Origin of the sequence: Marinobacterium litorale DSM 23545 (assembly GCF_000428985.1) — a bacterium.
Lineage (GTDB): Bacteria > Pseudomonadota > Gammaproteobacteria > Pseudomonadales > Balneatricaceae > Marinobacterium_D > Marinobacterium_D litorale.
Window position 1 is genome coordinate 1 of the sequence record NZ_AUAZ01000010.1, and the last position, 25,639, is coordinate 25,639.

General features: G+C 57.5%; 34 protein-coding genes. All 34 read left to right on the forward strand.

Annotation, left to right across the window (positions count from 1 at the left end):
- Positions 1–179: 179 nt before the first annotated feature.
- The 34 genes from G403_RS24460 to G403_RS0109925 all read left to right on the forward strand — a co-directional run bounded on the left by G403_RS24460 (position 180) and on the right by G403_RS0109925 (position 25,636).
- Entirely contained in the window at positions 180–983 is an 804-nt protein-coding gene (locus G403_RS24460) for a replication protein (RefSeq protein WP_027853830.1), read from the forward strand.
- A complete protein-coding gene (locus G403_RS0109760) occupies positions 980–2,845 on the forward strand; it encodes a toprim domain-containing protein (protein WP_027853831.1) in 1,866 nt (621 codons plus the stop codon). Before G403_RS24460 ends, G403_RS0109760 begins: the two co-directional genes overlap by 4 nt.
- On the forward strand, positions 2,842–3,048 hold the full coding sequence (locus tag G403_RS0109765) for a hypothetical protein (RefSeq protein WP_027853832.1): 207 nt from the start codon (positions 2,842–2,844) through the stop codon (positions 3,046–3,048). Before G403_RS0109760 ends, G403_RS0109765 begins: the two co-directional genes overlap by 4 nt.
- Positions 3,038–3,313 (forward strand): hypothetical protein, encoded by a 276-nt coding sequence (locus G403_RS0109770; protein WP_027853833.1) that lies wholly within the window; start codon positions 3,038–3,040, stop codon positions 3,311–3,313. Before G403_RS0109765 ends, G403_RS0109770 begins: the two co-directional genes overlap by 11 nt.
- Positions 3,306–3,776: a recombination protein NinB gene (locus G403_RS24465; protein ID WP_027853834.1), complete on the forward strand. Its 471-nt coding sequence runs from the start codon at positions 3,306–3,308 to the stop codon at positions 3,774–3,776. The genes G403_RS0109770 and G403_RS24465 overlap by 8 nt, the downstream gene beginning before the upstream one ends.
- Positions 3,773–4,045, forward strand: coding sequence for a hypothetical protein (locus G403_RS0109780; RefSeq protein ID WP_027853835.1), 273 nt, complete (start codon positions 3,773–3,775; stop codon positions 4,043–4,045). Before G403_RS24465 ends, G403_RS0109780 begins: the two co-directional genes overlap by 4 nt.
- Complete coding sequence (locus G403_RS0109785; RefSeq protein WP_027853836.1) at positions 4,042–4,356, forward strand: Ref family recombination enhancement nuclease; 315 nt, start codon at positions 4,042–4,044, stop codon at positions 4,354–4,356. The genes G403_RS0109780 and G403_RS0109785 overlap by 4 nt, the downstream gene beginning before the upstream one ends.
- Positions 4,353–4,598 carry a hypothetical protein gene (locus G403_RS0109790; protein WP_027853837.1) on the forward strand — a complete coding sequence of 82 codons (246 nt, stop codon included), beginning with the start codon at positions 4,353–4,355 and terminating at the stop codon, positions 4,596–4,598. The genes G403_RS0109785 and G403_RS0109790 overlap by 4 nt, the downstream gene beginning before the upstream one ends.
- Complete coding sequence (locus G403_RS25545; protein ID WP_211232671.1) at positions 4,595–5,107, forward strand: RusA family crossover junction endodeoxyribonuclease; 513 nt, start codon at positions 4,595–4,597, stop codon at positions 5,105–5,107. Before G403_RS0109790 ends, G403_RS25545 begins: the two co-directional genes overlap by 4 nt.
- Positions 5,107–5,565 carry a hypothetical protein gene (locus G403_RS0109800; protein WP_027853838.1) on the forward strand — a complete coding sequence of 153 codons (459 nt, stop codon included), beginning with the start codon at positions 5,107–5,109 and terminating at the stop codon, positions 5,563–5,565. The genes G403_RS25545 and G403_RS0109800 overlap by 1 nt, the downstream gene beginning before the upstream one ends.
- Before the next feature lie 135 nt (positions 5,566–5,700).
- Positions 5,701–6,171, forward strand: coding sequence for a lysozyme (locus G403_RS0109805; protein WP_027853839.1), 471 nt, complete (start codon positions 5,701–5,703; stop codon positions 6,169–6,171).
- A gap of 10 nt (positions 6,172–6,181) precedes the next feature.
- On the forward strand, positions 6,182–6,376 hold the full coding sequence (locus G403_RS0109810) for a phage holin family protein (RefSeq protein ID WP_027853840.1): 195 nt from the start codon (positions 6,182–6,184) through the stop codon (positions 6,374–6,376).
- Entirely contained in the window at positions 6,376–6,738 is a 363-nt protein-coding gene (locus tag G403_RS0109815; protein WP_027853841.1) for a hypothetical protein, read from the forward strand. The genes G403_RS0109810 and G403_RS0109815 overlap by 1 nt, the downstream gene beginning before the upstream one ends.
- A 150-nt stretch (positions 6,739–6,888) precedes the next feature.
- Positions 6,889–7,059, forward strand: coding sequence for a hypothetical protein (locus G403_RS22835; protein ID WP_156899675.1), 171 nt, complete (start codon positions 6,889–6,891; stop codon positions 7,057–7,059).
- Positions 7,060–7,224: 165 nt separating this feature from the next.
- Positions 7,225–7,740 (forward strand): DUF1441 family protein, encoded by a 516-nt coding sequence (locus G403_RS0109825; RefSeq protein ID WP_027853842.1) that lies wholly within the window; start codon positions 7,225–7,227, stop codon positions 7,738–7,740.
- Complete coding sequence (locus tag G403_RS22840) at positions 7,700–9,751, forward strand: phage terminase large subunit family protein (RefSeq protein ID WP_211232672.1); 2,052 nt, start codon at positions 7,700–7,702, stop codon at positions 9,749–9,751. The genes G403_RS0109825 and G403_RS22840 overlap by 41 nt, the downstream gene beginning before the upstream one ends.
- Positions 9,751–9,960: a phage head-tail joining protein gene (locus G403_RS24925; protein WP_027853843.1), complete on the forward strand. Its 210-nt coding sequence runs from the start codon at positions 9,751–9,753 to the stop codon at positions 9,958–9,960. The genes G403_RS22840 and G403_RS24925 overlap by 1 nt, the downstream gene beginning before the upstream one ends.
- Positions 9,960–11,414 carry a phage portal protein gene (locus tag G403_RS0109840; RefSeq protein ID WP_051298825.1) on the forward strand — a complete coding sequence of 485 codons (1,455 nt, stop codon included), beginning with the start codon at positions 9,960–9,962 and terminating at the stop codon, positions 11,412–11,414. The genes G403_RS24925 and G403_RS0109840 overlap by 1 nt, the downstream gene beginning before the upstream one ends.
- Positions 11,415–11,416: 2 nt before the next feature.
- Positions 11,417–12,490: a head maturation protease, ClpP-related gene (locus tag G403_RS24470; protein ID WP_027853845.1), complete on the forward strand. Its 1,074-nt coding sequence runs from the start codon at positions 11,417–11,419 to the stop codon at positions 12,488–12,490.
- Between the two features lie 8 nt (positions 12,491–12,498).
- Entirely contained in the window at positions 12,499–13,143 is a 645-nt protein-coding gene (locus G403_RS0109850; RefSeq protein WP_027853846.1) for a head decoration protein, read from the forward strand.
- Positions 13,144–13,219: 76 nt separating this feature from the next.
- A complete protein-coding gene (locus tag G403_RS0109855; protein WP_027853847.1) occupies positions 13,220–14,266 on the forward strand; it encodes a major capsid protein in 1,047 nt (348 codons plus the stop codon).
- Between the two features lie 53 nt (positions 14,267–14,319).
- Positions 14,320–14,628: a hypothetical protein gene (locus tag G403_RS0109860; RefSeq protein WP_027853848.1), complete on the forward strand. Its 309-nt coding sequence runs from the start codon at positions 14,320–14,322 to the stop codon at positions 14,626–14,628.
- Positions 14,628–15,248, forward strand: coding sequence for a hypothetical protein (locus tag G403_RS0109865; protein ID WP_027853849.1), 621 nt, complete (start codon positions 14,628–14,630; stop codon positions 15,246–15,248). Before G403_RS0109860 ends, G403_RS0109865 begins: the two co-directional genes overlap by 1 nt.
- On the forward strand, positions 15,241–15,699 hold the full coding sequence (locus tag G403_RS0109870) for a hypothetical protein (RefSeq protein WP_027853850.1): 459 nt from the start codon (positions 15,241–15,243) through the stop codon (positions 15,697–15,699). The genes G403_RS0109865 and G403_RS0109870 overlap by 8 nt, the downstream gene beginning before the upstream one ends.
- 39 nt (positions 15,700–15,738) lie before the next feature.
- Entirely contained in the window at positions 15,739–16,719 is a 981-nt protein-coding gene (locus tag G403_RS0109875) for a hypothetical protein (protein WP_027853851.1), read from the forward strand.
- Positions 16,719–17,159 (forward strand): hypothetical protein, encoded by a 441-nt coding sequence (locus tag G403_RS0109880; RefSeq protein ID WP_027853852.1) that lies wholly within the window; start codon positions 16,719–16,721, stop codon positions 17,157–17,159. Before G403_RS0109875 ends, G403_RS0109880 begins: the two co-directional genes overlap by 1 nt.
- Positions 17,160–17,333: 174 nt before the next feature.
- On the forward strand, positions 17,334–20,063 hold the full coding sequence (locus G403_RS0109890) for a phage tail tape measure protein (RefSeq protein WP_027853853.1): 2,730 nt from the start codon (positions 17,334–17,336) through the stop codon (positions 20,061–20,063).
- A 6-nt stretch (positions 20,064–20,069) separates the two neighbouring features.
- Positions 20,070–20,417, forward strand: a complete 348-nt coding sequence (locus tag G403_RS0109895; protein ID WP_027853854.1) for a hypothetical protein — start codon at positions 20,070–20,072, stop codon at positions 20,415–20,417.
- Positions 20,414–20,794: a hypothetical protein gene (locus G403_RS24475; RefSeq protein WP_027853855.1), complete on the forward strand. Its 381-nt coding sequence runs from the start codon at positions 20,414–20,416 to the stop codon at positions 20,792–20,794. The genes G403_RS0109895 and G403_RS24475 overlap by 4 nt, the downstream gene beginning before the upstream one ends.
- Complete coding sequence (locus G403_RS0109905) at positions 20,794–22,146, forward strand: LamG domain-containing protein (protein WP_027853856.1); 1,353 nt, start codon at positions 20,794–20,796, stop codon at positions 22,144–22,146. The genes G403_RS24475 and G403_RS0109905 overlap by 1 nt, the downstream gene beginning before the upstream one ends.
- Complete coding sequence (locus tag G403_RS0109910; protein ID WP_027853857.1) at positions 22,146–24,227, forward strand: hypothetical protein; 2,082 nt, start codon at positions 22,146–22,148, stop codon at positions 24,225–24,227. The genes G403_RS0109905 and G403_RS0109910 overlap by 1 nt, the downstream gene beginning before the upstream one ends.
- Positions 24,228–24,238: 11 nt before the next feature.
- Positions 24,239–24,592 (forward strand): hypothetical protein, encoded by a 354-nt coding sequence (locus G403_RS0109915; protein WP_027853858.1) that lies wholly within the window; start codon positions 24,239–24,241, stop codon positions 24,590–24,592.
- Positions 24,589–25,107: a hypothetical protein gene (locus tag G403_RS22855; RefSeq protein ID WP_051298826.1), complete on the forward strand. Its 519-nt coding sequence runs from the start codon at positions 24,589–24,591 to the stop codon at positions 25,105–25,107. Before G403_RS0109915 ends, G403_RS22855 begins: the two co-directional genes overlap by 4 nt.
- A 10-nt stretch (positions 25,108–25,117) precedes the next feature.
- Positions 25,118–25,636 (forward strand): hypothetical protein, encoded by a 519-nt coding sequence (locus tag G403_RS0109925; protein ID WP_027853859.1) that lies wholly within the window; start codon positions 25,118–25,120, stop codon positions 25,634–25,636.
- Positions 25,637–25,639: the final 3 nt, after the last annotated feature.

The following is a 25,639-nucleotide window of genomic DNA, read 5'->3' on the forward strand; positions in this document are numbered from 1 at the left end:
ATAGAGCATCCGGCTTCTACCCGGATGGTTGCAGGTTCGAATCCTGCTGGCGGTGCCAAGTGAATGATCCGTTCGGTGCGAACGGAAAGGGCGGGCTGAATAACCTGAAAACAACGAAGCCCCGGCAGGTGGCAACCAAGAACCGGGGCTTCAAATAGTCAGTATGACCGGAGATAAGTATGACCCAAACCGCCGAAATAATCCAGCTTCAGGGGCGCCGTATGGCCGACACAGAGGACGGATGGTTCAAGCTGTCTAATACCCTGAGTGAAATGCTCTGTCAAGTTCAACTGAGTGGGCGCGAGTTCCGCTTCCTGCATGCAGTTATCCTCAAAACCATCGGCTACCGTCGCGAGATGGATTGGATTGCCGCAGGTCAATTGGAGGATTTAACAGGCATCACACAGAACCACCAGTCTGAGATAAAGCGCTCTCTGATCGATCGAAAAATCTTGCTCAAAGATGGCAAAAAACTGGGTGTAAATCTAGCTATCGATGAGTGGGTGATCGAGCAAAATTACCCGAAAACGGGTAAAAACAAATTACCCGAAAATGGGTATAAAACTACCCGAAAACGGGTAACGGATTACCCGAAAACGGGTAAAAACCTACCCGAAAACGGGGTACACAATAAGAAAGACAATATTACACAAGAAGATTATAGGGGCGCATCGCGTTGCGATGACCCACCTCAACAGGCTGATCTGAAGCCAAAGGCAAAAGCCCAGTCCAGGGCATCCCAACTGCCGGATAATTTCACCCCCAACGGCAAGCACCGGGAACTAGCCTCAAAACTCGGCGTGGACCTTGCCGGCGAGTTTGAGCAGTTCTGCGATCACCACCTGGCCAAGGGCTCGAAGTTCAAAGACTGGGACGCTGCGCTGCGCACATGGCTGCGCAATGCCGGAAAGTGGTCCAAGAGTGCCCCGCGAAAAACCTACGAAAATCCGAACGACCCTCTGGCCGGAGTGGTGTACATATGACCCCGGCAGAACTGAGCCGCGAACTGGCCCGCGATGCGGCTGGGATCGCACAGCACCTCCTCCCCAACGGCAAGCGCGATGGCCAGGAATGGCGTGTCGGCTCCACATCCGGCGAGGCGGGAAAGAGCCTCGGGGTGCGGATCAAGGGCGAGCGTGCCGGAATCTGGCAGGACTTTGCCACCGGGGAAGGTGGCGACCTGATCGACCTGTGGAGCGCTGTTCGTGGGTGTGACCTGCCTACCGCAATCCGAGAGGCCAAGGCACATATCGGCATCCGGGAGGACGAAAAACCCAGGTTCAGCGGCTACGAAAAACCCCGCTACAAAGCCCCGCGCAAGCCGAAGTGTACCGCGCCGAAATCCGAGGTACTGGAGTATCTGACCAAGGTCCGATGCCTTGAACCACGCACCATCGAGGCGTTCAAGATCGCTGAATCCGGCCATCACATGATTTTCCCGTACATCCGCGACGGTGAGGCCCGGATGATCAAGCAGGACTCGGTGCGCCGGGACGCCAACGGCAAGCGCACGGAGCCGCCCAAGCCCACCAGTGGCGAGCAGGAGCCCTGTCTGTTCGGCTGGCAGGCCATCCCCGACAACGCACGGCATGTGGTGATCTGTGAGGGCGAGATTGACGCCTGTAGCTGGTGGCAGGCCGGACAACCGGCACTGTCGGTTCCGTTCGGCGGCGGCAAGGGCGCTAAGCAGCAGTGGATCGATAACGAGTTCGACAACCTGGAACGGTTCGATGAAATCATCCTGGCGATGGACAACGACGATACCGGCAAGGCCGCGGTGGCCGAAATTATCGACCGGCTGGGATCGCATCGCTGTCGTGTCGTTGAGGGGCTACTGACCAAGGATGCCAACGAGGCGTTGCAGATGGGGGTATTTACGCCCGAGGCTGCCGCCGTATTGGTCAAAGAGGCCCGCGCCTACGACCCCCAGGAACTGCGATCTGCTGCCGACTACGCCGATGACGTGGTGGAGCTATTCCACCCAAAGGGCGAAGAGCCTGGATTTCTCGCGCCCTGGGAAAAAACAACCCACAAATTCAGGTTCCGGGATGCAGAGCTGAGCATCATCAATGGCGTTAACGGGCATGGTAAGAGCCAGATCGTTGGTCACCTGTGTCTCGGGGCCATGGAGCAAACCCGGCGTATCTGTATCGCCTCAATGGAGCTCCCACCAAAGCGCCTACTCGGTCGCCTGACCCGGCAAGCCTGCGCAGTGAATACCGGCATTCCGGCAGAGGACTACATCCGTGCCGCCGTGGAATGGTACAGGGACAAGCTCTGGATATTCGACCTGACCGGGACGGCCAAGACGGATCGACTACTGGAGGTGTTCCTGTACGCCCGCCGCCGCTACGGCATCGACCTGTTCGTGGTGGATTCGCTGATGAAATGCGGCATTGCAGAGGATGATTACAGCGGCCAGAAGCTGTTCATCGAAAAGCTGTGTGACTTCAAGAATAAGCACGGCGTTCATGTGTTTCTCGTTACTCACAGCCGTAAAGGCGAGAGCGAGATGAAGCCCACCGGGAAAATGGACGTGAAGGGCACCGGGGCGGTGACGGATCTGGCGGATAACGTGTTCACCATCTGGCGCAACAAGCCGAAAGAGCGCGAGCTGGAGAAGCTGGAGCAGGGTGTCGCAGACGTTGAGGACGTTGATGCGGCGTATGAGGCGATCAACCAAAAGCCCGACGCTGTTTTCGAGTGCTGCAAGCAGCGTAACGGCGAATGGGAAGGTGGAGTTGGCCTCTGGTTCTGCCCGAAAACCACTCAATACCTGGAGGGGCTGACAGCCCGTCCACACCGGTACGTCCACTACTCCAGTGAAATGCGGGGTGTGGCATGACCTACCTGGAACACCTCGCTATCGACCAGACACAGCGAAAAATCAAGGAATGCAGGCTCGTTATCATGATGTTTGAGAACGATAGATCGAAAGGCAAGCACTGCTCACAAGCGGATCGGTGGAGCTACCAGAGAGCGAAGGAGCAGTTGGCGGACGCGGAGCAGACATTAATCCAGCTGGAGGAAATCGCCAATGAGTGCTGAAAGCGAACGCAACCTAAAGACATCCGTTGAAGAAAACAAACGCCTCCAGCGCGCCCTGATTGACCGGGATAATCGGCTCAGTGAAATACAGGCTTTGTTCAATGAAGCCATGGATAACCGGATCAGTGTCGCCAATGCCGGGGCTATCTCTATCTCCGGCCTGCTGAATGACAAAAAACCAGTCGCGATCACCCGGTATCGGGCGGTGGACGCCGTACTGCTGCCAGCGGATATGCTGCGCAAGCTGGGGGTGCTGGGTGAATAGTCTCGAGATTGCAATCCACAACGAAACCCAGCTAAGGCCGGGTGCGGCGCGGATGTGGCAACTGGCCTGCGAGATTGTGAAGTCAGGCAAGCAATGCTCCATCTGGGTTGGCGAGATGAGCAAGTCCCGCAGCCAGGAGGCGAAGTACCACGCCATGATCAAGGACATTCACCGCTGTGCGTTCCGGGGAAATACGTTTGAGGGCGTGAAGGCGCTCATGGTGGCTGAGTTTGCCGAGGAGATGAAGCAGGCTGGTACGCCATTAACGCATCCGGGCGAGACGGTTTACAGCCACAAACTCAAAGAGTGGGTGACGGTAAGACCAAGCACCCGCAGGTTCAGAAAAGCGGAGGCGGCGGCGTTTATCGAATTTCTCTATGCCCTGGGTACCGAGCTGAATGTGATTTGGGGTGAGCCTGCACTGGCGGCCTATGCGGAATACAGGGAGGCGAGGGCGGCATGACCACACTACTCGACGCATTCAAACCGACAAACCCGCGGTATGCCGCGTATCTGCGAGCAGGCGGTAAAAACAACGCGTATCACTCGTTTGTCGATTTTATCCACTGCATGAAGCAGGCGTTTCCCGGCACGCACTACACCGGGCACTTTGGACGAAACCACGGAACTATTCAGGATCATACGGCATTCACCCGGTTTATCGATGAGACGGTGGACGCTGAAAGGGTTGTGCAGGCTGAATCAGGTCGTTGGGAGATTAAAGCGGAATGAAAAAGGCCGACAAAGACCATTTGAATCGTCTGTTTGAAATCGGGTGTATCGCCTGCCGCGTTCAAGGTACACCCGGGACGCCTGCAGAAATGCATCACCCCCGCGCTGGCGCTGGAGTCGGGCAGAAGGCCTCCCATGGCGATGCCATCCCGCTATGCCCTGCGCATCATCGCGGGACGCATCACCCAGCAGTGCCCAGCATACATCTCGACAAAACGCGGTTTATCGAGCGATTCGGCACGGAGCAAGAGCTGCTGATTCTAACCCGTCACGCACTGGCAAAACTGGACGAGCAGGAGGGTGTGTTTTGATCACTCAAGGACTGACGACCGAGGCAGTTCGCAAGCAAATGATCGGCAATGTTCTGTTTGCCGCACATCATGATGATGCAGAGCGCCCGGTGATGCTGGCGGGCAATATCGAGCTGTGTATCTGGTTCGGTATTTCGGCTGATGATCTGCGTGAGGTGGCAACTAATCTGAAGTGCGACTCAGCGGCGGATGTGCGGAAAGCGGCGGAGCGAATGGCGATAGCGCTGGAGGATGTCGAGTGAGTAGGGTTGAAGCAGGTTTTATATTGGCAAAGCTGGCTGCTCGTGAGGCTCAGCGCGATCTGCTCGCTGGCGATGAGCGTAGTTATCAGCTCCCGGCTGGCGCAGAGGCAAAACGCTATCTGATTGACCCAGTCCCAAAGCCCCGCCAGACGCAGCGTGATCGATGGCAAAAGCGCCCTGCTGTGATGCGATACAGGGCATTTAAAGACCAGGTGCGGGCCTTGGGTATCGATCTGAGGCCGACAGGTGACCGCGTGATTTTCGTGCTGCCTATGCCCCAATCATGGAGTAAGAAGCGCAGAGCGGAGCAGCTTGGTCAGCCCCACCAGGGCAAGCCAGATACAGACAACCTGCTCAAGGCGCTGTGGGATGCGGTACACACAGAGGATCAGCATATTTTTCACGCGGACGCTCTGAAATTCTGGGGCGAGCGCGGGGAGATTATTATCGAGCCTGGGCGGCAGGCCGTCGGGTTTGATGGGCAATCGGTTATCTGGCGGGAGGCGTGATGGCTATCGACAAGCAGATGCGGGCGCGGATCGATAAACTGATCGAGGTCTACCTGAATGACCTGGAGAGCACGACGAAATCGGCGGGGTGGCATCAGCCGAGTACGTTGCAGATGCTGATCGACTATCAGGGTGACCTGCCCGGGCGCTCAGGGATGGATCGATCAAACGATAAAATGGTCCGTGAAATGGAGTTTATCCGGGGTGAGCATGTCGATCTGGGGCTGGCTAAACATCTACTCGGATCACCTGTTGGTACTGGAGAGGTGCCGAAGCATCAAGCACTGGCTGTTCTGGCTAGCCGGTTTTATCGCGGCAAAAGTGGCGATGAGATAGCTGTTTTGATGGGTATGACACTGGATCAGTACAAGGGGCGATTATCGAGAGGGCGGGAAGTGATGGCGCTCGAATTACTCAAAACAGATCGACTTTTCGGTCATTTGGCTTTAGCTGGATAAATATCCAGTTAAGGGTTGCAAAGTCGGCCCTGAGATACTACGATTTAGCTAATCTGGTCGAAGTGACCACGAACAACAGAACCTCGCCACGGCGGGGTTTTTTTGTGTCTGAAACCTGCCTCAGCATCCCCGATTATGATTCGCCCCGGTAAGAAGACATGGCTGGCCATCGCTCTGTCGGCTGTTGCCGGGTTTGAGGGGTTGCGCACCACTGCATATAACGACCCAGTAGGCATTCCGACTATTTGTTTCGGATACACCCACGGCGTCCAGATAGGCGATACCGCCACACCTGAGCAGTGCGAACAGCTACTGACGGACGAAGTTGTCCAGTACGCCCACGATGTCAGCAACCTCGCCGCAGTGCCGCTCTCGCATGAAGAGAAGGCTGCCTATACCTCGTTTGCCTACAACGTTGGCACTGGCGCATTTGAGCGCAGCACTCTCCTGCGCAAACTGAACGCCGGTGATCGCCGTGGCGCGTGTAATGAGCTGCCGCGCTGGGTCTACGCCAAGGGAATCAAACTGCCAGGGCTGGTGAAGCGCCGCGCCGCCGAGCGCGACCTGTGTCTATCAGGGCTGGGTAATGAACACGCATCGAATTAAGGAGCGCCGAGTGAACATCGACCAGCACGCCGATCTTGTGCAACGAACGGCTGCGGGCCTTACGTACACCGTGTCTGGCGGTCTTGTATTGGGTGATGCTCTGCAGTGGCTGAACAACAACGCAGGCGCTGTAGGCGCAATTATGGCCATGCTGACGTTTGCCGTGAACTGGTACTACCAGCACAAGCGTGGGCGCGAGGACTGATGTACACCCGCCTGATCGTCGCTGCTGTCATCGTCGCGCTGGCTGGTGGTCTCTGGTGGTCCATCGAAACGGCAGCCACCCGAGGTGCTGAGCTCAAACAAGCTGAGCAGGCAATCACCCATCTGAGCGACACTATCAAGCAGGAGCGCGCACAACGTGATGAGACTGATCGAATGCTGGCTGTCACCGCTCAGGCCCGTCTCGCAGCCAGTCGCCGGGCGGATCGCCTGTCCGCCGAACTGGAATCGATGGGCGAGTGCGCTGCTACTGATATTCCTGATGATCTGGTTGAGCGGGTGCGCAAGTTCCGAACCCAGACCCCCCTCTCAGATACGCGAGCCCGTGCCGAGAATATGGACTGATCCACTACCAGCCCCCGGTCTCGACGGAACATTCGGCGAGTACATCGGGCAATGCGAACTGGTTGTCAGGCAATGCAATGACGACCGGACCAGCGTCCGAGATTGGTCAACTTCAAAACCCACCCCCCTGCCTGAATGAACCTGAAACGCATGAACGACCTGCGCCGCCGGGTGTGGGAGATCGATGAGCAGATCGCGCAATTACTGCGAGTCGCGCCAGAGTTTCGAAATAGCGCCCGTATCGCGAGTTTGGAAGAGGAAGGACTGCGGTGCGAGAGCGAGATCAAACGCCTGAGAGCGGCGCACAGTGGCGGTGCATGAGGATCGGCGGGGACCCTGGGACGGCCAAAACCCCGCGGGGCAGGCGCAACCACCCGGTTTACGGCATTTTTTCGGTGCTCTAGGGCCGCCACCACCAACCAGCTCAACCCCGCATGGTTGTTGATTTTCTCACTGGCGTGAGTGTCGGCCAATGGATTCAATAAGATGGCAGAGATCAACCGCATAGAGGACGCCTATTCCTGGAATATCACCCGGCTCGCTGAGGCGTTTGGATTTCACCGGGGGACAATCCGGCAGCGCCTCAATGCAGCAGGAGTGATACCGAGCGGGGTTCGCAACGGGGCAAACGTGTACGCCTTGAAGGATGCGGGCCCGGCGATCTTCGCTGATGTTGTAGTGGCAGGCGGGGTCAACCCTGACGAGCTACCCCCCACTGAAATGCGGGCCTGGTATCAGGCTCAGAACGAACGGGTGAAGTTGGAGCAGACGCTGCGCGGGTTGGTGGTGGCTGAAGAAGTCCATCGAGAGATGGGCAGCCTTGCCAAGGCGGTGGCCACAACCCTGGACAGCCTGCCGGATATTCTGGAGCGCGATTGTGGGCTGCCAGGCGAAGCGGTGGACAGGGTGCAAAGCGTGATTGATTCCCTTCGCGACCAGATGTATCAGCGGATTATCGAAGATGATGAACTCGACGGCGAGTGCGCGGCAGATCAAGCATGATGTCGCCGGGCTGATCAAGTCGCCGAGGCGCATCAAGCCGAGCGCTGCTGCATCCGAGAAAATGAAGGTCGTGGACGGCGGCGGAAAAATTGACGATTACCGCCCCGAATTAACACCCTACATGATCCGCCCGATGGATTGTCTGGCCAGCCGCAAGTATGACGCGGTGGTATTCATCGGCCCGGCCCGAACCGGCAAGACAAACGCCCTGATCGACGGCTGGGTCGCCTATGTGATCAGCTCCGACCCGGGCGACATGCTGATCGTGCAGATCTCCGAGGAGAAGGCGCGGGAGTACAGCAAGAAGCGCATCGATAGGATGCTGCGCAACAGCCCGGAGCTGGCGGCGCTGATGTCACCGCACGGGCATGACAACAACGTCCACGACAAGACATTCAAAGCTGGCAACTACCTCGGGATCAAGTGGCCGACGGTCAACGTGCTGTCATCGTCCGATTACCGATTCGTTGCGCTGACCGATTACGATCGCCTGCCGGAGAACCTAAGCGGCGAGGGCGATCCGTTCAGCCTGGCCACGAAGCGTACTCAGACATTCATGTCCTCGGGCATGACGATGGTGGAAACCTCGCCGGGCTGGGATATCACCGACCCAGACTGGAAGCCGGACCCGCGTTACCCGCACATGGCCCCGCCGACAAAAGGGGCGCTGGCGCTGTACAACCTCGGCACCCGCGAGCGGCTGTACTGGCCCTGTGATAGCTGCAGCGAATGGTTCCAGCCGATACTGGAAAACTTCAATCTTGAGCGCCGCCGTCCATTCTGTCCGCACTGCGGCACAGTGATTGAAGATCCGAACAAGAAGCGCGACCTGAACCGGCGCGGACAGTTCGTGCCGGAAGGCTGCACGATCACCCGGGATGGCGTGATCGAAGGTGAGCCCCGAGATACCCGGATCGCCTCGTTTTGGATGGAAGGCCCGGCTGCCACTTTTCAGACCTGGGACTCGCTCGCGATCAAGCTGCAACAGGCTGAAGAGGTCTACGAGCAGACCGGCAGTCAGGAAAAGCTCAAGACCACGATCAATACGGACTGGGGCAGGCCCTACCGCTACCGCAAAGCCGAAAACGCCCGCAGCCACGAGGCTCTACATCAGCGCTCCGAAAAGCTGGGCGAGCGCGTGGTGCCGGAAGGCGTCCGCTGCCTGTTCGGGTCGGTGGATGTACAGGGCGGCAAGAAGCGCCGCTTCGTGGTGCAGGTGCTGGGATACGGTGAGCGCGGCGAGCGCTGGGTGATCGACCGCTTCAGTCTGCGCAAAGCCGAGCGCAAGGACGAGGATGGCGAACTCAAGCGCATCGATCCAGCTGGTCACATCGAAGATTGGGATCTGCTGATCAGCCATGTGATCACCCGGAAATACCCACTGGGTGATGGTTCTGGCCGCGAAATGCCGGTCCTGCTGACCGCCATCGACTCCGGCGGCGAGGATGGTGTGACGGAGAACGCCTACCAGTTCTACCGCTCGATGAAACGCTCCGGCCTGCACCACAAGATCATGCTGGTGAAGGGTGGTAGCACGATCAACGCGCCGCGTATGCGCGAGACCTGGCCGGACAGCACGGGCCGGAAAGACCGGCACGCATCCAGCCGAGGCGATATCCCGCTGCACATTCTGAACACGAACCTGATCAAGGACACGATCAGCAACCACATGGAGCGCACCGAGCCGGGGCCGAACTGCTGCCACTTCCCCGAGTGGCTGGGCGAATGGTTTTTTGAAGAGTTGACCTACGAGCAGCGTGGCCCGGATGGCAAATGGAAAAAGCCCGGCAAAGGCAACAATGAAGCCTTTGACCTAATGGTCTACGCCGATGCCGCGGCAACCAAGCGCGGCTACGACAAAATCAACTGGGACGCACCGCCGCCATGGGCTCGCGACTGGGACAACAACAGCGAGATTCAGGCAGACGGCGTTCGATCCGCCACCCGCAAATCCAACGCACCGCCACCGGCTGAACGGAGGCGAAGCAGAACCAGAGGCAGAATCGGCTGATGGCCTTCACCCAAGACGATCTGGACAGCATCCGCGAAGCGATTGCCAGCGGCGAGAAGTCCGTCACCTATGCCGATGGCAAGTCGGTGACGTATCGCTCGATGGCTGAATTGCATGCCGCTGAGGCGCGGATCGAGAAGGCTTTGGCCGCCGCCGAAAACCGCCGCCCGCGCCGTGGTGTGCGGGTTAATGTCAGCAAGGGGTTGTAATGAGTAAACCGCGCCTGACGATCAAAGCAGGGAGCGATGGCCGATACAGTGTGCTGAACGCCCGCGCTCAGGCGTATGAGGGCGCAACACAGGGTCGCCGTGCTGCCGGTATGGTAGCGCCGCCGTCCGGGCCGAACCGGGCACTGAATGCGTCACTGTCAACGCTGCGCAACCGGTCACGCCATGCGTTCCGAAACAACCCTTGGATCGAGCGGGCGATCAGTCGCAACGTCTCCAACGAAGTTGGCACCGGGATTGTGCCGCTATTCGAATCCAGCGTGCCGGAGTTCAACGAGGCGCTGGAGCAGCTCTGGCTGCCGTGGACCGGTGAGAGCTGCGCTGACGGCTCGCTGGATTTTTACGGCCAGCTGGCGCAAGCGGTACGCACCCGGCGCATGTCGGGCGAGGTGTTCATTCGCGTTCGGTATCGCCCGTTCGCTTGGGGTCTGACCCTGCCGATCCAGTTGCAGGTGATCGAGCCGGATCATGTGCCGCTCGACCTGAATCAGGATCTGGCCAACGGTAACCGGATTATCGCTGGCAAGGAGTACACCAAACGGGGTCGTTTGGCCGCTGTCTGGATGTACCCGGAACACCCGCAGGACGGCTACAGCGTCGGCGCGAATATGCCGGTGCGTGTCCCGGCTGATCAGATTATCCACCACTACCTACCGCTGAGACCGGGACAGGTGCGAGGTGAGCCGGATATTGTTCCGGCCCTGCTGCGCGCCCACACCTACGACAACTACGAAGATGCGGAACTGCGCCGGAAAGAGACCCGCGCACCGTTCACCGCGTTTTTGCAGAAAGAGTACAGCGGCGACAGCGACTGGCAGTTCGACCCGATCACCGGGGAGCCGGTCACGGATGAGGATGGCCTGCCGGAGATCAACGCCCAGCCGGGCACGATCCTGACCGGCCTGCCCGGCGAAAAGCTGACCCTGTTCGACGGCGACAACACCGGAAGTGGCTACAAGGACTACCAGAAGCAGCAGTTATTGGCGATTGCCGCTGGCGCTAAGTCTCTGTACCAGCTAATGACTAACGACTGGGAAGGCGTCAACGACCGGATCTACCGGGCCATGATCCAGGAATACCGCCGGGAAATCGAGATGGCGCAGGATCATTTGTGCATCCACCAGATCTGCGAGCGTGTCGGCTTCTGGTTCACGGATCAAGCTGTGGCCGTCGGCCTGGCTTCCGCACCCGATTATGCCGCCCGATACAACGACTACAACAAGCGCGACTGGCGCACTCACCGCTGGCCGCACATTCACCCGACACAGGATGTTGAGGCCACTGTGACCGAGATCGAACACGATCTGGAATCCCACGACGCCGCCGTTGCCAAGCGCGGCTACCGGGCCGGTGATGTGCAGGCCAAGAACGTGGAATCCCGCAAACGTAAACGCGACCTGGAAAAAAAGGCAGGTCTACAACCTGAGGATGCCTGACCATGAAATGGTTTAAAGCACAAGCCAACGGTGACGGCACTGCCAATGTCACCATCGACAAAATCATTGCATCAGACTGGAGTCCGGATTGGGTCGTGGACTTCTTCGGCGAGAAGTCGGCCCGAGACTTTATCGACGCAGTGGATGCGCTCGGCGATCTGACCGAGATCAACCTGAAACTGAACACGCCGGGTGGTGATGTTTTCTCTGGTATCCGCATCGCTAACTACTTGATCAACCATAAAGCCAAAGTGCACGTCACTGTGGAAGCGATGGCTGCAAGTATCGGCTCTGTGATCATGCTGGCGGGTGATACCCGGACCATGCTGCTCGGAAGCCGCGTGATGGCGCACAAGCCTTCCGCCGGGCTGGATGGGTGGTTTACCGCGGAAGATCTGCGCAACCATGCCGACCGTGTGGACGAGATCGAAAACGCGATCATTGAGCTTTATGTGGCACGCACCGGCCAAACTGAAGAGTCGATCCGCGACATGCTGAGCCAAGGCGACTACTACATGGATGCAGACAAGGCGATCGCGCTAGGCTTTGCTACCGATAAGAGCGAGCAGCTCAAAGCCGCTGCCTGTATGGACCAGGCAATGTTTGAGATGCAGGGTAAGGTACGTGCTGCCGAGACACAGATTCTGGCTGAGCAGGGCAAGATTGCAGCGCTCAAAGATCAGATTAAAGAGCAAGGCAGTAGCATCGAAAGCCTGACTGCCGAACTGGAAGCCTTCCGCAACCCAGCTGCAGCACCGGCTGACGATGTAATCACCAAGTGCGCCGAAGCTGGATTCGCTGATCTGGCCGTTCCGATGGCTCAAGCCAAGCTGCCGATGGCCACCATTGAGCAGCGCCTGAAGCTGGCTGGTGAAATCAAGGATCTGGCCAAAGCCCAGAGCATCGACGCCACCGGCATGATGGCCCACTTGGGCAGCCCTGTAGATCTGCTTCGCCATGCGATCCAAGAGGCCAAAGCCTCGGTCGATCCCAATATCAATTCGAACCACCATCAAAACCGTTCTGAAAATCACGCTGGCAGCTGGTCGGCGGCATTCAGCAAAACCACCAAGTGAGGTGAATCATGACTGTAAAAACCGAAGGCCAGCACGCTGGCGAATTTCTTGTATCCGAAGCGCCCGGCACCCAGTCTCGCGAGAGCGTCACTGTGCTGTCAGGCGAGGTCCTGAAGGCTGGCCATGTGGTCGGTAAGATCAAGGTGGGCACTGCCAGTGCCACTGCTGGTGGCGGCAACACTGGCGATGGCTCAATGGGTGCAATCACTGTGGGTGCCGGAGCGATGGCGGGCGACTACGTGCTCACGATCACCGAAGCGGCCACCAATGCTGGCGAGTTCCAGGTTGTTGACCCGGAGGGCGATGTCGTTGGTCTGGGTACCGTCGGTTCTGAATTCTCTGGCGGCGGTCTGACATTCACGCTGGCCGATGGCGCGGCTGACTTTGCGAAGGGCGACACCTTCACGATCACTGTGGCCGAAGGGTCCGGCAAGATCGTGGAATGGGATCCGGCGGCAAATGACGGTTCCGAGATCGCCGCGGGCGTGCTGTTCGATAACGTCGATGCGACCAGTGGCGACAAGAAGGGCGTCCTGATCGCGCGCCTTGCCGAGGTTAACGGTGCAGAACTGGTGTACCTGTCGGGTGCAACCTCTGGCAACAAGGCGACTGCCGCAGAGCAGCTTGAAAAGCGCAACATCATCGTTCGCTAAACCTACCGAATCAGACCGCTTCACACCGAATTCACAGCCCGCGATTGCGGGCTTTTTAATTTGAGGATCGACCGATATGGCTACTATCGACATTTTTAACGATGACGCGTTCAAGATGGTCACCCTGACCGACGCGCTCAACAAGACCGAATTCCAGCCCTCGCTGCTGCGCAGCATGAATATCTTCACACCACGCCGAGTTCGCACGGAAACCGTGGCGATCGAAGAAAAGAACGGCGTCCTGAACGTCATTGCCACCTCCGCGCGCGGCGCTCCGCTGGAGCAGAAAACCAAGACCAAGCGCAACATCCGTGATTTCCGCACCAACCGTATCGCCAAGCAGGACACTATCACCGCTTCAGAACTGGCCAATATCCGCGCCTTTGGTTCGGAGACGGAGCTGGTTCAGGTTCAGGCAGAAGTGGCTGATCGCCTGAACGGCCCGTCCGGACTGATGCGCGAAATGGAACTGACCTGGGAGCACCAGATGCTGGGTGCGGTTCAGGGCATCGTTTACGACGCAGACAACTCCACCGTGATCAATAACTGGTTCGATGAATGGGGTGTGACGCAGGATGCGGAAATCGACTTCGACCTGGATAACGCAACACCGGCATCCGGCGCGGTGCGCAAGAAGTGCAACCAAGTGATCCGCCAGATGCAGAAGGCTGCCGGTGGTGCATGGGTGCCGGGCCGTACTCAGGTTGTAGGCCTGTGCGGTGACGCATTCTGGGACGACCTGACTGCGCACGAGGAGCCGCGCCAGACCTACCTGAATACTCAGGAGGCCGCGGATCTGCGCAATGATGTCGGCATGCCTTACGAATCGTTCCGTTATGGCGGCATCACCTGGATCAACTACCGCGGTACCGATGATGACTCCAAGGTCGCCATCGGTGCGGATAAGGTGAAGTTTTTCCCGGTAAATGCGCCGGGTGCTTTCCAAGCTGCCTATAGCCCGGGCGAGTGGTTCGACGTGATCAACACCCCGGGACAGGACGTGTACGCAATGACCCTGCCGGACACCTCGGGCCGCAATGCGTTCGTGGACGTGGAGGTCTACAGCTACCCGCTGTTCATCTGCACTCGTCCGAAGATGCTCCAGCGCGGCAAGCGGACCTAACCCTCTGCAAATCCAAGCGCCCCAACCGGGGCGTTTCAGTTTGTGGAGGCACTATGGACAAGACATTCAAACGCCACGCCCGGCGCCTGCTGGTCAAGACCGGCGAGCCCTGCGACTTCGAGCGTTACCACCCGCAAGAAACCATCACCAGCGTACTGGTCCGCATCGACCGCGATGTGGAGGTTGTCAGCGCTGGCGAGACCGAAACCACCGAGTACCGCAATGAGGCTGAAATGCTGGTTGATGATGTGGGCGACCTGAAAAAACGCGACCGCATCCATACCGAGACCAGTGAATGGTACGTCGAAAGCAAAATCAGCAATGACGGATATACGGTCAAGGCCGTTGTAACGGAGCTCTGATGGCACGGGTAAACGGCGATGGTCAGTTAGTCCAGATCAATCGCGATGATATGCAGCGGGTTCGCGACCTGTTGTATGGCTATCGCAACGGTGCAGAGCGAGCCGCACAACGGGCGATCAATAAGGGCGGTCATGCTGGCCGGAAGGCAATTGTTGATGGCATCTACGCCAAGGCAGCGCTCAAGAAAAAAGACATTCGGTCCCGGGCGACATTCTACCAAGCCTCGCTTGGCACGCTCGGGCAAGCATCCTACAAGCTAGTCCTCAAGAGTGGCCCACTCAATCTGCTTGAGTTCTACAGCGCCAAACCCGCAGCTGGGAAAAAGGGCGGCGTGTCGTTCCGCATCTGGCGTGATGGAAAGCGGGAGAAGTACCGCCATGCCTTTATCGCAACTCTGATCCAATCGCGGTACTCCGGTGTGTTTGAGGAGAACGTGGATAGCCCGAAGTACGACAAGGAAAAGGGCATCCCGTGGCGCCGGAAAGAAGGCCCAGGTATCCCAATGATCTACGAGAAAACACCCGGCCTTGCCGCCAAAGCACACGAGCGAGCCATGGAAGTCATGATGGCCGAACTCGACCGGCAAATCGGCTTAATCAACAAGGGTTTCTATGACTGACACCATCCGCGAACAGATCGTTAAGGCGGTCATGTGCCGTCTTGAATCGCTCACCACAATGCCGATCCTGCGGCGCGAACAGTACGCCGACGAGGATGTATTTGTGTGCGTGTGGGATCAGGACCAGACCAGCGAACGCAACGAATACGGCCAATTGACGCACTCCATGCCGGTGGTGATTGAGTACGTCCGCCAGACCGATGACATACGGCGTGACGCTCCAACGGCTGAGTATGCCGAAGCCTCGGGCGCGATGTATGCCGAACTGATTACAACGCTGTTTAACGATGCTGACGGCGTACCCGATCCGACACTGGGCGACCTGGCTGAATCCATGACTGAAACCGGCATGATCCCGTTCACGCCCGAGCCCGGTAGTTCGCTAATCGGCTGCGCTCTACAGATCGAAATCCAGTATCACACCCGCAACGGCAACCCGTTCCAATCCTAACCCGCGCAACCGCGCAATCAATGACATGAGGTAACACACATGGCAAACGCAGATAATGCGCTGCTGCGCATGGAATCCGGCCAGCAGGCGTACCCGATGGCCGCCCTGACTGACTCCGGCGACCGTACTGTATTCACGTCCGCCGCGTCTCCGTGGTCTGGCAAGACTGGCTATGAGCCGGTGGTGCGTCCGAACGGGCTGATCAACGGCGGGGCTGTCACTCCGGCGTCATCCGGATCTGACAATGTTGTCGATGTAGCGGCGCTGACGTGCTACTTGGCGGGTGCGCAGGAATCAGTCGCCGCCGATACTGACGTGACCTGCGCCCGGCCTACTGTCGATACGCATCTGATCTACTCAATCACCGTCACCGCTGCCGGGGCTATCGCGGCTGTGGCTGGCAGTGAGGGCACCAGTTTTACCGAGACGCGCGCCGCTGCCGGTGGCCCGCCGCTGATCCCGGTGGACAGCATCGAGATCGGTCAGGTGCGCCTGTCGTCTCAAACTGCTGCGCCGGTTGTCGCGTCCGAAATTTTCCAGACCGTCGGCCTGCACCAGGAGCGCTACGACTACCCGACTTATACCGTGGACAGCTTCCGTGGCCGCGTAAGCTTTGCCGCTGCGCTGGCAGCCGTACATACCGGCAGCGTGGGCAAGGCCGTCTATGCCAGCTATGCCACACCGATTTTCGCCGACCTGCCGAAGGCGCGTGATTTTGTGGCGCCGGAAGAATCGTTCAGCATCAGCTCCGAGGCGTACTACGGCGGCTCCGAAGGCTCTGTCTCACGCTCGCTTGGTCAGGGTTCATTCACCCAGCTGATCAGCGACGGCGTGACAGACCCGGTGGTCAAAGCCAAGGGTGAAAATCTCTGGTTCGACTTCTACCCCAACAAGTTCCGCGCACCGCATGTGATGAGCCAGGGTGTGCTGGGTATCTCCCGGACATGGCCGGCATCCGGTTCGATGACAGCAGCCTGCACCATCTCCGCGTCGGACGCGGCGAGCGAGGTTGAATCCTGATGTTTGATGCGCAGGCATTCAGCCAGCAGCAGTTCGAGCGACGGCAGGCCGAGGTAAGCCTGCCCGACCTCGCGCCGTTCTTCCCGGATGATGAAAAGCCGGTATTCGTCGTGCAAATGCTGGGTGCTGAAGAGCTGTCTATTGCCGACGAGGCAACGCAGAAGCACGCTATCCTGACCGAGATCACCACAAAGCTGGCGGCCGGCTCTGCGCCGGAGAAGGCGGCGGCGCTGGCTGAAGCGCTGGGTATCAGCAGCGATGACATCCCGGCGCGACTGAAAAAGGAAATGGAGCACGTCCGCCTCGGGCTGGTATCGCCGCAGCTGGATCTACAACAGGTCCAGAAGCTGGCACGGCATTACCCGATCCCTTTCCGGCAGCTGCACAACAAAATCATGGAGCTGACCGGCCAAGGAGCGACAGCCAAGGCAAAGCCCTAGCGCTCTGGCAGCAGAATGATGTCCAGTTGGCGCTCTCGCTGGCGGACAAAAACGGGCGATTCCTGTTCGAGATTCGGCCTGATCTGTTTCCAGAGCGCTACCTAACCGATACCGAAACGCACCTCTGGTCATTCCACTTGGAAGAAAAAGCCGAACGGCACAAGGCGATAAAGCATGGCTGATCTGACCCGCACGATTGAAATTATCTTTGCCGGTACCGACCAGATCGGCCCGACCGTCACCAGCATTGGGAATAAGCTGTCCAGCCTGGAAGGGCAAGTCGGGACCATTACGTCTCCGATGGCTGACTGGACAAAAGACATTCTGGCTGCTGAAACGGCTGTTGTTGGCTTCGGTTTGGCTCTGGGCGGTGTGGCGATCAACCAGGCGGGAGAGTTCAAAACCTCGGTTGATGAGATCGGTACACTATTCAGCGGCACCGAAGAACAGGTCAAGACGCTGGGCGATGAGATCCTGCGCTATGCGCAAGATTCAACGTCATCCATCGAGCAGATCAACGCCTCGGTCTATCAGGCCATTTCAACCGGCACAGATTATGCCGATGCCGTGAAGCTGGTCGCTGATGCCGAGGTACTGGCGACCGGTGGACGGGCCGACCTGAGTCAGGTCACCGACCTACTGGCCAGTTCAATGAACGCCTACGGAGCTGAGGTCACGCAGGCCGGGGATTACACGGATGTACTGTTTACCGCAGTTCAGAAGGGTAAAACCAGCATCCCTGAATTAGCGGCCAGTCTTGGCCAGGTAACAGGCATAGCGTCGGCTGCAAAGGTCCCATTCGAGGATGTAAATGCCGCGATTGCTGCACTGACCATCACCACCGGCAACACCGCTGAATCAACGACCAAGTTCAAGGCACTGCTGACCGAACTGCTCAAGCCGTCCGAGGATCTTACGAGCGCTCTGGGCGGCGTGACACTTGAGGCTGATGGCCTTGATGGTGTCATGGCTGCGCTCAAGGCAGAGACGGGCGGAAGCGCTGAGGAGATGACCAATCTATTTGGGTCAACCGAGGCGGTGCAGGCCGCACTAGCTCTGGCTAATGATAACTCCGGGGCTTTCGCCTCTGCGCTTGAAGCGATGGAGAAGCGCGCCGGAGCAGCAGCTAGAGCTAATGCCGAGCTTGAAAAATCATTCGAGAATATCAACCAGAACCTGCTGAACAACATTCAGGCCGCTTTCGTCACCGCTGGCGAGCCGTTACTTGATGGCTATGACGATATTGTTGGCGAACTATCTAATCTATTCAAGTCGGTATCGTTTGAGTTCAGCGGCGGGGCGTTTGATGAGCTCTACGATGCCGCCGATGGTGCAGCCGATACGATCACCGAAACTTTACGAGGGATTGCCAGCGCATTGCCGGAGGCAATGGAGCAGGTTGATTTCGACACGCTACTAACTGCATTCGACAACCTGGGCGGAAGTATCAGCGGTCTATTCGGGGATCTGGATTTGACCAACCCGGACGATCTCGCTGAGGCCATCCAAGTCTTGATCGACGGCGTATCGTCCCTGACCAATCTCACCGCTGGCGCAGTCGATGGCCTGAAGCCCTTTATTCAGACCATCGCGGGCATGATTGATGACTTCAACAAGTCTGGCGATGGTGCACAGAACCTAGTTGGCTCAATATTCGGCCTGGCTACCGGTATTGATACGTTGCTGCCAGTGATGGGTACGCTGGCGGACTCCCTGATTATCCTCGGTGGCGTTAAAGGGTTTGCGGGTGTATCGAGCGCGGTATCGGGTATAGGACCACTCCTTTTTAATCCGGTGACTGGATTGATTGTTGGGTTTGGTGCGCTGGTGGCTGTAGCCCCGGATATCTACGACTTGAGTCGTGGATTACTTGGTCTTGAGACAAGTACCGAGGCCGCCGCCCGCAGAGCTCAGGAAATGGAGCAGGCTGTCAAGGATCAGCAAGCGGCACTGGATGGAAACACTGAGGCGCTTGCGAGAGCAGACCAGCAAACCCGCGAAATAGTTGAACTGAAAGAGTGGGCCGCAAAATCCGAGGAGCGCATTCGAGCCGAGGTTGAGGCTTCGCGAGGAAGTTACGAAGATCAGGTTGCAACCCTCGTTGCTTTATCTGACGCGCAACGAAAGCAGGCGGAACGCGCCAGAGAAGCGGCAGAGGCTCAGGAGCAGCTAAAAACCACAACCCTCGAACAGGTCGACGCCCTCGATAAGCTATCCAAAGGCGAGTTCGAAATGCTCGATGTCGCCCGGCAAAACGAGCTCATCGAGGCCAAGCGGCTTGCTGTGAAAGAAGGCTGGCTTGGTGAACTGAGCAATGAGAAGGACGCCACCGATGCCCTGGCCAAATCCAAGGAAGAGCTTGCCCAGGCTGCGCAGAACGCCCACGAAAAACAGCTCTTGGAAATGGAGCTGGCTACGCAGTACAGGACCGTACTTGCTGAGCTCGCCAGCGCTGAAACGCTCAAGACGTTAGAGCTTGGTTTCGAGCTAGATCTGGCCGAAATCGAGGCGCAGCGGGATATTGCGTTGGGCGTGTTCGATACCCTGAATACAGCTATCGATAGTACCGCGCAGCTGATGGGCGACCTGTGGGGAACGCTCGCAGATAGCGACCTCGGATTCTCTGATAAGTGGGCGCTTCAGGATCAGATCGACGCGGAAGAGGATCGCCGCGCTAAGGCTTTCGAGCAGCAGCAAAGGCTGACCGAGGAGCAGATCAAACAAATGCAGGCTCAGACCGAGTTGATTCAGGAGCGGGCTGAATCCATGGCGCGTGGCGATGCAGCAATCACCATCGATGGCGCCGGTCTCCAGCCTCACTTGGAAGCCTTCATGTGGGAGATCCTGCGCACTGTGCAAACCCGCGTGAATCAAGACGGTCTCGATATGTTGCTGGGGGTATGAGTCACCATGATTACGATCACCTCGCCAACATTCGACCCGCTTGGCATTGAGTCGGTGGATCCGATTATCGATTCATCTTTGCAGGATATATCTCGCCGAGCAAACAGGATCCAGACGCTTGACGGTGGCGCGACGGCGAACGATGCCGGATTCTCACATGCAGACCGGACATTGGCTGTTGTGTTTCCGTACACCGATACCCAGTTCGAAAACCTATCTCGCATGGTGCGCCTGTATCCGCGCCTGATCGTATCCACTCAAGAAGGGGTGTTTAACGCCATCCCCGAGCGGCTACAGCGCCGCCAGACTAACGCAACCCTGACACTGCTGATCATGGAGAAACTGAGCGCATGAGTAACCACCATACAGCGGCGGCATTAATTCCAGCCCACACCGGCTACCTGAATGCGCTTGATGCTGACGCGAACCCGGCCCAAGTTGTGGTAAGAGATGGCGCTGGGGCGGCGCTGGCAACATTTACGCTTAGCGATCCTGCCGGTACGGTCAATGGCACCACCGGGCAGCTAACTTTGACCGATGCTGGCGGAAGCTACACCGCATCAGCCACCGGCCAAGCTGTTGATGCTCAAATTCAAGACGGAGCAGGCACAGTGTTTTCTGTGCTGCCGGTCATCAAGCACAACGCCGCCGTCCCCGGTTACTGTGTGCTGAATGAGGTCGATCTGACCTCAGGTATGTCGTTGATCCTTGTTGGGCTAACGGTGGGCTGATGGCACTGATCCATTACTGGCCATTCAACGAGGCGTCCGGCAGCGAGGCAGTGGATGTTATCGGTGGATGGGTTGCCACCGTTGCCGGTGACAGCGCAGGCGAGTCTATAGCTGATGGCGTTATGGGGCGCGGGCGTGATCTCGCAGCCACAGCAACAACGTACTCGCCGGCTGGTGCTGGATATATTCAGATGGCCGGAGAAAGCGGCCTGCTGGCGGAGTGGTCTATCTGCGTACTGGTAGACTACCCAATGCCTGGTTCTGTTCCGTTGGGATACTCTGTCACGCTGTTTTCGATGGGCGACTGGGTAAATACTCCGTCCACTTTTGATTGTTGTATCTATGATGACGGCTCTGGGCTGTACGTTGATATCTACGATGAAAATGGCGACTACGGCCACTTCCTGGAATATAACCCTGGAGTGCAGGGCGAACTATTCGGCGGTCCGTTGCTTGTTGTTATTGCCTGCGACGGAACTGCAACGCGACTTGACGTTAATGGCGTGACGCGGGCGACGGCGGCGGCCGGATACAGTATTGACCCATCAGCCAGCTTTGCGCTTGGGTCATATGCTGGCGGAACATCCAGCTATAGCCAGGCCGTGCATGATGATCTGGCGATCTTTGATCACGCTATTTCAGAAAGTGATTCAGCAACGCTATGGAATAGTGGTACTGGATTGCCAGCGATAGCGCTTGAGCCTAATACCGCAAGAACCCTAAGTCAGCCCCTTGGTGAGCCGTCTGGCTTTGTTGTTGAGGGCCAAGGTCCGGCGCTGGGCATCCCGTCTGCAAAGATGTTCGCAGACTGGGCTGCCATTCTCGACCCGTTCACCACTAAACCCTATTACGCCTGCGACATTATCGCGGGCGATACCACGATCCGCGTTCCGATCAGCAGTTGGCAAGCCACGATTCAGGATGGCCGGGCCTCATACGTCCAGGCTGTCATTCCGGCAGCGTCCGGGGTGGCTGATTCTATTCTGGCATTAACCGACCCCGAGTTCGTAATCTGGAAAGGGGTGCTGTACCAGTCCGGCAAAACCAATGAGACCGAGCTGGCGCGGGCGCCGATTCAAACCCCGCAGATATCCGAAGGGCCGACCAACTACACGCTGACCATCAGTGGCTATACCCAGTTTGAAGTGCCGGACGATACCGGGGCTCGGGTGCTGCAAAACGTGCGCAGCCAAAGCATGTCGCCCGATATCCGAGTGCGCTGTGACATTGATTGGTTCCTGCGGCCCGGCCAGACCGCAATCAGCCGGGGTACGCCATTTACAGTGGCCTATATCAACTACTACGCCAACGGAAAAGATCAGTACATGGATGTTGGGGAGCGTTCTCTGTAATGGGCAAGGCGACGATCAGCAGCCATCAGGGCGATGCGCTCTACACCGCCACCGTTGACTACAACGAGACGCAGTACCTGGCTAAGAAAACACTACTCCAACAACTGATCGCGCAATGCGATGGCCGCATCGCTGAGCTCGACAGCCAGATAACCGAGCTTGAGGCGACTCAGGAAGAGGCAAAGGCCGCACTGGATGCGGCGCTTCAACAATACACGACAGAAGCTGAGACGGAGGAGGGTGCGACTACCATCGCACGGGATACCCTGATTCAGGCTCAGAACGATATGCGTGTTGCATCTACTGAGCTGGCAGCAGCAAAAGGCCGCCGCACACAGCAGGTAGCGGCTAAGAAGTCGCACCAGAACGAGCTTACCGAGATCGAGGCTGCCGCCAATCCTGCCGCAGCTGATATGTGGTGTGTTGAATATGACACCCTATTATCTGGTGACAGGGCTACAGTAGAGATCCCCGGCACGAATGGCTCTATATGCCTACTGCCTCGTGCTCATGTTCAAACCGATGGGCTCATGGTGCCCAGAGTCTGGCAGGATCCGCACCAGTGCTATTTCAACGCAGCTGTTGAACCTGGCGTTCAGAAATGGAAACCCACTTACCGGGCCGGGACCGTTACCGCAATCAATGGCGATGGCACCATGAATGTCACGCTGCGGGTGCCGACGCACAATCACGGTTTAGATACCAACATCGACAGCAGTCTCGAATCAGTGCCAGTGCAGTACATGAGCTGCAACGCTGCCGCTTTCGAAGAGGGTGACGATGTTGTGGTTCAGTTCGATGCTAATCAGGCCAATCCAGTTGTCATTGGGTTTGAGCATGATCCTCGACCGTGTGGCGGACTGCGGGTTTGGGTTGATGGGGATAGACACTTCTTGCAGTTGAGTGGCGGTGCAATCGTTTCCAAGCCGACGACTCATGTCGTGGTTACGGGTAATGACTTCGATCACTGGCAGGGTGTCGGCGGTACGCTTAGCTGGAAACCGGCAACAGCTATCGTTTATCTAAATGGATCGCGGCTCACCAATGCGCCCTATAACGTTTATGGCGGCGGACTTCGTGATGGCATCCCTATCGTGTGCTGCATGGGGGCGGGGTATCTGTACTTTTACCGCTACGACAACGGCGCTTGGGTTCGTGAATATCTCTCCGGTTATAACGCGGTATTCGTCCACCCAAGTAACGGCCATTACTTTAGAATAGCCAGTGCAAAATGTACTGCCAGATTTTCATCAGACGGGCTACGCGTAATTATCCGGGGCAGCACTGGCGCTGCTATCTGGGAAAACAACAGTTACTCGATAATCGAAACCAACTCTGGAACGATATCGGATACCGAGGATCATGAGTTTGTTTTGGCTGCTGACTGGTCATTCCAAGATGATCCGCTTGTCCTGAAAACATCGCACACCTACGTGCGCGTAAATGATATGCCAGAGCTTATCAGTGCCAATATCGGAACCGTTTTTGATGAGAGCCACACGGTGACTGATACTGTCACTCTGGCCGGTAATACCGTTTGCAGCTTCTCCGGTTACGACTACACAACCCGTCGACTGCACTCTACGTCATACGTCAACGAGTGGCAGAACACATCAGCCGAATCAGCCGGGCAGACGCATAATGGCAAGCGGCTACTGTCGGCAGATGTCAGAAAGAATCTATTCGTTTTCGATGATCGGAATATATCGATCGAGGAAGATTTTGTTAATAACGTCAACGTCACATTTTCGGTTAACGTTAAATCTGAAATTGATATCGACGGTTCTGTTGAAACAATACACAGCCAAACCTACTCAGACCCAAACAACGCCGGTAGCTATGAGGTGTATAGGGATCCATCAAGTGTTGTGCCCTATGTTAATTGGATCGAAATCGGAAACGGTCTGACGAACCGCAAGAGTTTCGAATTCCTGTTTGATTCGAAAGAGTATGGCGCGAACTGGATAGGGTTTTGTATTGTTTCAAATCCATCTACGGATGAAATATACGCTCAGGCATTCCACCCAACCCAGCCTTTCACGATTTCAGATATCACAACGCTTAACGCCGAACCCGTATAGCGAGGATCCGCATGGCCGCACCCGATAAATTCCCGCGCCCGTTCAAGACGGGCGATACCTTTGCTCTGTCCGGCACCTACGGTATCGGCGACACGCCAGACGATGCCGTTCCGCAGGATTTGACCGACTACACTATTCGGGGCCAGATCCGCACCCGTAACGGCACCCTCGTTGCCGATCTGGTGGCGACTATCGACCCGGATCAGGTGGCAAATACAGGCAAGTACACCCTGGCGCCGAGCAATCCTGATACCAGCGGCTGGGCGATCGGCTACCACAATATCGACCTCGAATTTAGTGTCGGCGGCGTCGTCACCAGTACGCCTACATTCGTCCTGCAGGTCGAGGAGGATGTGACCAAATGAGCAGGGCATGGGTAACACTGGCGCTGATCGAAGCCCCGCTGGTTGATATCGATGATCCTGCGTCCGTTCAGCTCGGTTTTAGCCAGACGGTGCACCAAGTCTGCCTGCAATCGTCCGCGCCGCCGCAGGTAACGCTGGCGCTTACGGCACCGGGGCCACCCGGGCCGCCTGGCGATTCGATTGTATCGCTGCAAGCCGGAACCACCATCAGCGCCCTGCGTGCCGTGTACGAACTCGATGGACAAGTCTATCCGCTCGATGCGGGTGATGCCGATCATATAGAGCTGCTGGTCGGTGTAACGACAACCGCGGCATCTGCAGGCGGCAATGTCTCTGTCCAGCGGTTCGGCAAGTTGTCTGATAGTGGTTGGGCGTGGACTCCTGGAACAATCTGGCTTGGCGCAAATGGCGCACTAACCCAAACGCCACCGACAACCGGCTTTGATCTCGATATTGGCTCCGCCACATCAGCAACTGAAATCATTATTGATTCACAACCCCCAATAGCACTGTGAGGTAACCACCATGGCTCAGGGTTTTCTGGCTCGCGTAGCGGGCAAAACAAAACAGGTATTCGCAATCACTTCATCCGCTGGCGCGGGCGACACTGGAAAGATTCCCGCGCTCGATGGATCGGGCCGTCTCGATCAGTCGTTTATGCCGGTAGGCATCGGGGCCGATACCGTGCAGGCCACGGCGTCTGAGGCGCTATCGGCTGGTGACTTCGTCAACTTCCACGATGATGTAGGTACGTTCTCAGTGCGACTGGCCGATAACTCCAACGGTCGCCAGGCGGATGGTTATGTCACGGCGTCTGTATCCCTGTCAGGCACAGCCACGGTCTACCCGCTCGATGGCGTAAATGCGTCTATGACGGGGCTAACCGCAGGTACACGGTACTATCTCGGCACTGCCGGGGATGTGCTCGCCACGCCGCTCGATGAAACCGCTGGCGGCAATGTCGGCAAGATCAGCCAATACTTGGGGTATGCCAAGTCGACCACTGAGCTTGTGACCAATGATGACGGCTATGTGGAGCTGTAAGGG